Below are 9,107 nucleotides of genomic sequence, written 5' to 3'. Positions count from 1 at the left end.
ACTAATTGCCCGTGAGGCTTGACCATATAACACCCAAGCAATTTGTCACCTCCAAGCCAAAAGGCGAAAGAGACCAGATTGCGGTGTGTGAAGACGAAACGAACCGAAAGTTCGAGAGACTCGAGCGCAGCACACAAACTATCGCATACCCATTTGCTGGAACGTGACCGCAAGGCACGCGCTGGCTACCGAATTTCTTGACGACCATAGAGCATTGGAACCACCTGATCCCATCCCGAACTCAGAAGTGAAACGATGCATCGCCGATGGTAGTGTGGGGTTTCCCCATGTGAGAGTAGGTCATCGTCAAGATTAAATTCCGAAACCCCTATCTGCTGACGCAGGTAGGGGTTTTGTTTTTGTCCGCAAGAAAGTCTGCGAAAGCTCGTGATAAATTTGCACAGTTATTTCCGAGCCGGAGCACTAGAATAGCCCCACCTTAGCTGAGCCAGAGCTGTTTATGCCCGATCCGTCAGACATTGATAGGTTGTCAGATCTGCCCCTGAGCGATCTGGTGGCATGTCATGAGTGCGACCTGTTGATGCGCAAGCCTCAGCTGGCCCATGGTGAAAAAGCCGAGTGCCCCCGTTGTGGCTATGAGCTCTATGCTCACCGGCATAATGTAGTTGAACGCAGCCTTGCCTTGGTTATCGCGGCCCTGCTGTTATATGTGCCGGCCAACTTCTTACCCATCATGGAGCTCAATCTGCTTGGGCAGTCCTCCCAGGACACCGTTTGGAGTGGGGTGGTCGGTCTGTTTGATACCGGCATGCAAGGCATCGCGGCAGTAGTGTTCCTGTGCAGCATGGGCATTCCACTACTCAAGTTGCTCTGCCAGTTGGTGGTGCTGTTGTCCATTCGCTTGGATTTTGGCCGTAGTTACGGTTTGTTGCTGTATCGCATTTATCACCATCTACGAGACTGGGGGATGCTTGAGGTCTACCTCATGGGCGTGTTGGTGGCCATCGTCAAGTTGGCAGACATGGCGGCCATCACTGTAGGCCTTGGCCTGGTGTGCTTCATCAGTTTGTTGCTGGTCCAGGTCTGGCTGGAGGTGGTGATGTCACCCCATCAGATCTGGCAGGCGTTATCAGGAGAAGATGCCCATGCGGGCGATTGATGCAGGGATTCTGATCTGTACGGAGTGCCACGAGTTGAATCGGCAGGATGCTGAGGTCGACAACCAAACCTGTACTCGCTGCGGCGCGCTGGTTCACCCCCGTCGCCCGAACAGCTTGATGCGGACCTGGGCGTTATTGATCACGGCCGCGATTCTTTATATTCCGGCCAACATGTTGCCGATCATGACTATCAACTCGCTGGGCCAGGGCGCCCCGAGCACCATCATGGCTGGCGTCATCGAGCTGGTTCAACACGGCATGATTCCTATTGCCGCCGTGGTGTTCATCGCCAGCATCGTTGTACCCACTTTCAAACTGGTGGGCATCGCCTTGTTGTTGTTTTCCGTGCAGCGGCATCAGCCTATGTCGGCGCAGCAACGCATCCTTATGTACCGTTTCATCGAGTTCATTGGCCGCTGGTCGATGCTGGATATTTTCGTGATCGCCATTTTGGTGGCCGTGGTGAATTTCGGACGGCTCGCCAGTGTTGAAGCCGGTCTCGGCGCGATCGCTTTCGCCAGCGTAGTGATTTTGACAATGATTGCCGCAGTAACCTTCGATCCCCGACTGATTTGGGATAACACGGAGTCGGATGACGACCATGACTGATTTGCCTACCGCTAAAACTCGACCGGCTTCGAACTGGTCGGCCATCTGGGTCCTGCCGTTGATCGCCTTGATCATCGGCGGCTGGCTTGGCTGGCGGGCTTATAACGAGACCGGAATCGAGATCAACGTGCGCTTTGAGAGCGGCGAAGGCATTCAGGTCAACAAAACCGAAGTCGTTTACAAAGGGATGACGGTCGGCAAAGTGACGGCCCTTACCCTCGATGACGAAGGCAGCTCCAAGGGAGTGGTCGCGACCATCGAGATGAACAAGGACGTCGAACAATACCTCAAGACCGGAACACGTTTCTGGCTGGTCAAGCCGAGCGTGAGCCTGGCCGGGATCACGGGGCTGGAAACCCTGGTATCGGGTAACTATGTGGCTATCAGCCCAGGTGAAGGGGAGTCGACCCGTAAATTCAAGGCCCTGGCCGAAGAGCCGCCGCTGTCGGACGCCAAACCGGGTTTGCACCTGACCCTCAAGGCTGATCGGTTGGGTTCGCTGAACCGTGGCAGCCCGGTGTTCTACAAACAGATTCAGGTCGGTCAGGTGAAGAGTTACCTGCTGTCAGAGGATCAGAGCAAGGTCGAAATCAAAATCTTCATCGAGCCGACCTATGCCAGCCTGGTGCGCAAACACACGCGTTTCTGGAACGCCAGTGGCATCAGCATCGATGCCAACCTCTCGGGCGTCAAAGTGCGCAGTGAGTCCCTGGCCAGCATCGTGGCCGGAGGGATTGCCTTCGCCACGCCGGAAAGCCGCAAGGACAGCCCGCCGACGGACCCAAGCCTGCCGTTCCGTCTTTACGAAGACTTTGACGCCGCTGCGGCGGGTATTCGAGTGAAGGTCAAGCTCAGCGATTTCGAAGGGTTGCAGGCCGGTCGTACGCCGGTCATGTACAAAGGTATCCAGGTCGGCAGCCTGAAGAACCTCAAGGTCGATCCGGACCTGGCCAGCGCCACGGCTGAATTGACCCTGGACCCCTTGGCCGAAGATTACCTGGTAACCGGCACGCAGTTCTGGGTCGTCAAGCCATCCATCTCCCTGGCAGGTATCACCGGCCTGGAAGCCTTGGTCAAGGGCAATTACATTGCCGTGCGTCCGGGTGACAAGGGCGGCGCGCCGCAACGCGAGTTCGAAGCTCGGGCAAAAGCTCCACCGCTGGACTTGCGTTCCCCGGGGCTGCACCTGGTCCTGCTGACCGAAAACCTCGGATCCCTGGAGGTCGGCAGTCCGATCCTCTACAAGCAGGTCAAGGTCGGGTCGGTGCAGAGCTATCAGTTCTCCCGCAAGAAGAAACAACTGATCATCGGTGTGCACATCGAGAAGGAGTACGAAGGGCTGGTCAACGGCTCGACCCGGTTCTGGAACGCCAGTGGGATCACCCTCACGGGCGGTTTGACGGGCGGGATCCAGGTTAAGAGCGAGTCCCTGCAAAGCCTGATGGCCGGCGGGATTGCCTTTGAAACGCCGGAACCGAATGTGCCGCTGAAAAGACGTATTCCGCGTTTTCGCCTGTTCGCCGATCACGAAGCCGCACAACAGCGAGGCACTGAGGTCACGATCAAGGTCGATCGCGCCGATGGTTTGCGCAGTGGTACACCGATCCGATTCAAAGGGTTGGATGTGGGCAAGGTCGAGGATGTTGATCTCAGTGCCGATATGCAATCGGTGCTGCTCACGGCGCGTATCACCGAAGTGCCCGAGCGCATCGCCCGGGTCGGGTCCCAGTTCTGGGTGGTCAAGCCGGAGTTGGGGTTGATGAAGACCTCCAACCTGGAAACGCTGGTCACCGGCCAATACATCGAAGTGCAGCCTTCGGCGAAAAACCTCGGGCCGCAGAAAAACTTCGTGGCCCTGGCCAACCCACCGCAAAGCGCTGTGCCCGAAGCGGGATTGAGCCTGGTGCTGAGCGCGGCCCGCCGCGGTTCGTTGAAGATCGGCGTACCGGTGACCTACCGCGAGATTACGGTGGGCAAGGTCACGGGTTATGAACTGGGCCAGACCGCGGACCGGGTGCTGATCCATATCCTGATCGAGCCCAAGTATGCGCCGCTGGTGCGCAGCGGCACGCGTTTCTGGAATAGCAGTGGCTTCGGTCTGGACTTCGGTCTGTTCAAGGGCGCGACGGTGCGAACCGAGTCGCTTGAAACGCTTATCCAGGGCGGCATTGCGTTTGCAACGCCGGATGGCGAACGAATGGGTAATCCGGCTCGACCGGAGCAGACTTTCCCGCTGTTCGATAAATTCGAAGATGAATGGCTGACCTGGGCGCCAAAGATCAGTCTCGGCAAGTAAGCATAATGGTCGGCAATAACCGTGGCGAGGGAGCTTGCTCCCGCTGGACCGCGTAGCGGTCCTAAAGCCAGCGGCGGCTGCGCAGCCGAGCGGGAGCAAGCTCCCTCGCCACAGAATGCAACCATGAAAAAGGCCGCGATCCATTGGATCGCGGCCTTTTTCATGCCCGGGTACTCACCTCACACCGGATCCAGCTCCGGCTCATCGGCCTGCACATTCACCGTGGCCTTCACCGCATCGTGACGACGGATGTATTTCCAATCCGCTTCGTCTATGTAGATGCCGTTCGGCCCGCTGCCGCCTTCCAGGTCGATGGCGACACTGGCGCAGACTTGCGGTTTCACACTGGCGAGGATCGGCACGAAGCCCAGTTGCAGGCTGGTTTCCAGCAGTGCTGCCTGGTTCTTCTCGTCGATGTCCGCCGCTTCGTCCAGGTAGTACGGCAGGCGCACGCGGCCGGCCTGTTCGCGGTCCATCAGGTGCAGCAACAAGTACATGTTGGTCAGCGCCTTGATGGTCATGGTGGTGCCGTTGGATGCCGCGCCGTCGATGTCAGTGTGGATCACTGGCTGGCCGTTGACCTTGGTGATCTCGAACGCGAGTTCGAACAGGTCCTTGAGGCCGAGCTGGTTGTGGTTCGCCGCCACCAGCCGCGCCAGGTACTCCTTGGCTTCTTCGTTCTTGTTGTCCTGCTCGGCGCTCTGGCTGAGGTCGAACACCGACAGCGTCTCGCCTTCCTCGTATTGGCCGGCACTGTGGATGATCTGGTCGATGTGCTTGAGCGCTTCCTTGTTCGGCGCCAGGACGATGCGGAAGCTCTGCAGGTTGGACACCTGGCGCTTGTTGATTTCGCGGTTGAACAACGCCAGTTGGTGCTCGAGGCTGTCGTAGTCGCTGCGGATGTTGCGCAGGGTCCGGGCGATGTCGGTCACCGCGGCACGGCGCGCCTTGCCCAGGGTCAGGGCTTCGTCGGTGCGGTGGGCATAGGCGTTGATCAGCAGTTGCAGGCGTCGCTCCATGTCGTCTTCGCTGTCGAACTTGGCCACGCCCTTGAGGCGCACCTGGGCATACAGCGCTTCGATCTGGCCGTCGACCCGCAGCAGCCCTTGCCAGCTGTCCTGGTAGTCATTGAGCAGCGGCAGCAGGTTGTCCATGGAATCGTCGACCGGGTCCATGAACGGCGTGCCGAACGGCAGGTCCACCGGCAGCAATTGACGACGGCGCAGGGCATCGTCGAGGGTGCGTTGCTTGGCTTCCATGTCGGCGATCTGGCGGCCCACCAGTTGCAACTTGGCGGACAGCTGCTGGACGCGCTCGGTGAAGGCATCGCTGGAGCGCTTGAGTTCGTCCTGGGCGGCTTCCATTTGCGCCAGCTGTTCGAGCTTCTCGCCTTCCTCGGCGCTCAAGGTCTGGGTACGGCGGAAGTCTTCCAAGGCCTTTTGCGCATCCAGGACCTGCTGGTACAGCGCTTCGGTCTGGGTCTTGCTCGCCGCACGGTCGGCGGCCACGGCTTGCTGGGTCTTGAGCTGCTTGAGTTCTTTTTCCAGGCGTTCTTTCTGGTCCCGCAGCGCGGCTCGGTCGGCCAGGGCTTGCAGGGCAGGTGGCTCGATGTGGGACAGGTCGATGGACAGGCCCGGCACTTCGAAACGCTCACCCTTGAAGCCGTCGAGGATCAGCTCCATGGATTTGACCCACTCGCCGTTCTCGTCCAGCGCGATGCCGTGTTCGCCCAATGGCAGGCTGAACAGGGCGCTGTTGAACAAGCGCATCAGGCGTTCGACGTCCTGCTGGGAGAATTCTTCACGCAGGCGGGCATAGCTGTTGTTGTCGGCGTGATCGAGTTGTTGCTTGACCGACTTCAGGCGTTTTTCCAGATCCCGCAGACGCTCTTCCAGGTCTTCGGCGCTGAATTGGCGGGACTGGGCCAGGGCGCCGGCCAGTTCGTCGTGGGCGTCCTTGGCGGCGAGCAGTTGCTGCTCCAGGACCTTGACGTCATCCACCAGGGCGAAGCGGTTTTTGAGTACCGACAGCTCGCCGATCCAGCGCTGGATGCCGCTGATTTCCCGCTCCAGGCGCATCAGCTCCTGAGTGCCGCCGCGCTGGTCGTTCTGCAACGAATCCTGTTCGTTGCGGTAGTGTTCGGCCTGGATGGTCAGCTCTTCCTTGCGCGCACTGGCGTAGTCCGACCAGGTGCCCAGCAACGAATCGAGCAGTGGCGAGAGGCGGTGTAATTTGCCGCGCAGGATATCGCGCTGCTTCACGCCATTGGCCAAGGCTTCCACCAGCGGACCGGCGGCGACCAGGGAGTTGTAGTCCTGCTCCATGCGGCGTACGTCGCGGAAGGCTTCTTCGCACGCGGCGATGTAGTCAACGCTTCCGGAGCGCAGGCTGTGCTCGAACGCGTCGAGGAACAGTTGCTTGAGCTTGGCCGCAGTGATTTCGCGCATGTGCAGCAGGTTGATGAACAGCGCGCGGAAGGTCTTGAGGCTTTGCTCGCTGGTGGAACGTAGCGGGATCAGCGTCAGGTCCAGGGGGATCGAGGTGTGGCCACCCACCAGCAGGCGCCGCAGTTCATCCGGCTTGAGTTCGTAGGCTTTCAGGCCTTCGCGCTCCAGGTTGGTGAACAGCTCTTTCTGCCGCAGGCAGGTGTCATTTTTCTGATAGTGAGCCAAGTCCAGTTTGCCGGCGTAGGCAAAGAACTGGTGGCCAAAACCGCCGCCGGGGCCGCGACCGACCACGCCGATCACGTGTGGGCCGTGGGGCAGGGCGACTTCCACCAGGATGTAGCTGGTGTCCGAGGCAAAGTAGAAGCGCCGGGACTGTTCCAGGCTGTACTTGCCGAAGCTCATGTCCGACATGCGCGCCAGGATCGGGAACTGCAAGGCGTTGATCGAGGCGGATTTACCGAGGTTGTTCGCGCCATAGACCGACAGCGGTTCTTCCAGGGGGAACAAACCGAGGCTGTAGCCGGCGGTGTTCAAAAGGGCAAAGCGGCGGATGCCGTAGCGTTCCTTGCTCATGCGTCGGTCTCCTGTTCTTCGGCAATGGCACGGGCCAGTGCGTCTTCTTCGCTTTCACCTTCGAATTCGCTGAGATCCAGCGGATCATCGGTCTGTAGCAGTTTCTCGTCGCTGTCTTCGTCGATCAGTACCGGCTCGGGCAACGGCAGCACACTGTGCAGGCTGGCGGCCAGGTCGCGGTCCTGCTGGACCGACAGGCACACGTCGAGGAAGCGATGCATCGGCGGCAGGAAGCGGTACACGCCGTTGTCTTCGCTGGCGAAACCCAGTTGGGTCATGCGCCGCATGATTTTCTCTTCCAGTTCTTCCTGGGTCTGGACTTCGGCCTGGATGAACAGGTCGCGGTACTTTTCCAGCAGCGAAGGCAGCTCATCGCGGCCCAGGCTGCCGCCGTCGAGTACGGCAATCGGGTCGCGGCCCTGGTCGGCCAAATGCTCGACGAGGATGAAGGTGAACAACGCCAGGCGCTGGGCGGTCTTGTTCACCGCCGCGGCGGCCAGGTCCGGCACGAAGTAATAGAAACCACGGGTGTCGCACACCAGTTCGAAGCCCAAGGCCTTGAACAGCGTGCGGTACTGGTCCTGGAAGTTCGACAGTTGGGCGTACAGCTCCGGGTCGCGGCGGCTGACGTGGTAACCCTTGAACAGCTCGCGAAAGATCGGCGCCAGCTGGGACAGTTCGGATAGATCAAGATGCATGGGGGATGCTCGCAGAATCCTCGGCGGCGGTGTCGCTGGCCGAGAGCAGGGCGAAGGAGCGCAGGCTGACCTGATGCTCGTGAGTGTGATAGTCGCGGCGTTCCAGACGCTCGCGTTTGAAACGTTTTTCCCGCGACAGGCGCGAGAACCAGTACAGCAATTCGTCGGTAGCGCCGTCCGGCTCCTGCTCCAGCAGCCAGGTCATCAGGTCCGGCATCGGCAGGGCGTCTTCGCAGCGCTCGACCATCTCGCGCACAGTGCGTGGCGCGCGCGGTGCCTCGCCGCCCTTGTGGGTCTTGTGGGACTTGGGAAAACGCGCCGGTTTCGGCTCGAAACGGGCCAGGGCGTACACATAGGCTTCGACCTGGCTGGCGCTGCCCAGGAACGTACTTTGCGGCCGGGTGAACAGCGGCATGGCGGCCTGCGGTACGGCATCGATGCCTTTGCGACGAATGGCGGCCAGGGCCAGGGCGGCGCCACGGGTCACCGCGTTGTGGCGGCGAGCCTCTTCGCGCAATGGCAGCAGCAGTTCACGGGCATGGCGCAGCGTCAGTTGGGCGCTGGTCTGCATTTCGAGGATACGCGCGTGGGTGCGCAGCAGCATGTCGTCGTCCACCAGGTGGCCGAGGCGTTGCTGTTCGGTGAGCATGCGCAACAGCACGTTCTCGACCTTGCGCACGCCTTGCTCGAAGGCGCCGTCGGCGTTCACCAGTTGGATCATCGGTTCGACGTATTCGTCCCAGGTCGCCAGCACTTCGGCATAACGCTGGCGCAGCGGGATCTGCCGGTCGCTGGTCTTGGCCCGCTCGGCCACGGCCACCAGGGCCTGTTCGTCGTTGGCGAGTTTCTTGAGCACGTCGCGCACGCGCATGTCCAGCAGGCGCAGTTGGCGGGCCAGGTCGTTGCCGTCGCGAATGTCGAAGGCGTCCTGGATGTAACCTGCCAGGCGCTCGAGGTGGCGCAGGTAGGCTTCGATCTCCAGGCACAGGCCCAGGCGGTGTTCGCGGCGCAGGTAGGCGAGGAAGTCATGGATCTGGGCGTTGAGCTCGAAGCGGTTCGGGCTTTTCGCCACCGGTACGAGAATGTCCAGGCGGATCCACACATCCAGCAGGCTGGTGATGTCCTGGGGCGTGCTGTCCAATTGTTGGGCGGCCAGCTGTGAACGCAATTCGTTGAGGCTCAGGGTGCCCTGGTCGAAGTGCTCGCACAAAGGTTCCAGCAATGCCCAGTGTTCAGCGAGGGCGCGCAAGACGCGCTTGGGTTCGATCATCGCAATGGCCGTCGGGTTGGCAATTAAAAGCGGCGATTGTACTGCATCGGGCCGGTTGCGATTCACCCCTTGGACGGACTGTCGTTTGCTATC

At 60.4% G+C, this 9,107-nt stretch carries 6 protein-coding genes and 1 rRNA gene; 4 read left to right on the top strand and 3 right to left on the bottom strand.

The genetic code is table 11. The features are described 5' to 3' along the window. Positions 1-196: 196 nt before the first annotated feature. From rrf to BT116_RS13890, 4 genes are all read left to right on the top strand, one after another. A 5S ribosomal RNA gene (gene rrf / locus BT116_RS13905) occupies positions 197-312 on the top strand. A 148-nt stretch (positions 313-460) separates the two neighbouring features. Then, complete coding sequence (locus BT116_RS13900) at positions 461-1,120, top strand: paraquat-inducible protein A (RefSeq protein WP_072344579.1); 660 nt, start codon at positions 461-463, stop codon at positions 1,118-1,120. After that, positions 1,107-1,730 (top strand): paraquat-inducible protein A, encoded by a 624-nt coding sequence (locus BT116_RS13895; RefSeq protein ID WP_063324362.1) that lies wholly within the window; start codon positions 1,107-1,109, stop codon positions 1,728-1,730. Before BT116_RS13900 ends, BT116_RS13895 begins: the two co-directional genes overlap by 14 nt. Then, complete coding sequence (locus tag BT116_RS13890) at positions 1,723-4,026, top strand: PqiB family protein (RefSeq protein ID WP_072344597.1); 2,304 nt, start codon at positions 1,723-1,725, stop codon at positions 4,024-4,026. The genes BT116_RS13895 and BT116_RS13890 overlap by 8 nt, the downstream gene beginning before the upstream one ends. A gap of 179 nt (positions 4,027-4,205) precedes the next feature. Here the strand turns inward: BT116_RS13890 and mksF are convergent, their stop codons facing one another. The 3 genes from mksF to mksB are packed head-to-tail and all read right to left on the bottom strand — an operon-like array spanning position 4,206 to position 9,014. After that, positions 4,206-7,046 carry an Mks condensin complex protein MksF gene (gene mksF / locus BT116_RS13885; protein WP_072344578.1) on the bottom strand — a complete coding sequence of 947 codons (2,841 nt, stop codon included), beginning with the start codon at positions 7,044-7,046 and terminating at the stop codon, positions 4,206-4,208. Next, positions 7,043-7,744 (bottom strand): Mks condensin complex protein MksE, encoded by a 702-nt coding sequence (gene mksE / locus BT116_RS13880; RefSeq protein ID WP_072344576.1) that lies wholly within the window; start codon positions 7,742-7,744, stop codon positions 7,043-7,045. Before mksE ends, mksF begins: the two co-directional genes overlap by 4 nt. Then, positions 7,734-9,014: an Mks condensin complex protein MksB gene (gene mksB / locus BT116_RS13875; protein WP_072344573.1), complete on the bottom strand. Its 1,281-nt coding sequence runs from the start codon at positions 9,012-9,014 to the stop codon at positions 7,734-7,736. Before mksB ends, mksE begins: the two co-directional genes overlap by 11 nt. Positions 9,015-9,107: the final 93 nt, after the last annotated feature.

Source organism: Pseudomonas sp. NFACC16-2 (assembly GCF_900119205.1).
In the GTDB taxonomy this organism is placed as follows: Bacteria; Pseudomonadota; Gammaproteobacteria; order Pseudomonadales; family Pseudomonadaceae; genus Aquipseudomonas; species Aquipseudomonas fluorescens_Q.
Note: the sequence above shows the minus strand (reverse complement) of the source record. Positions and strands in the feature narration are given on the sequence as shown.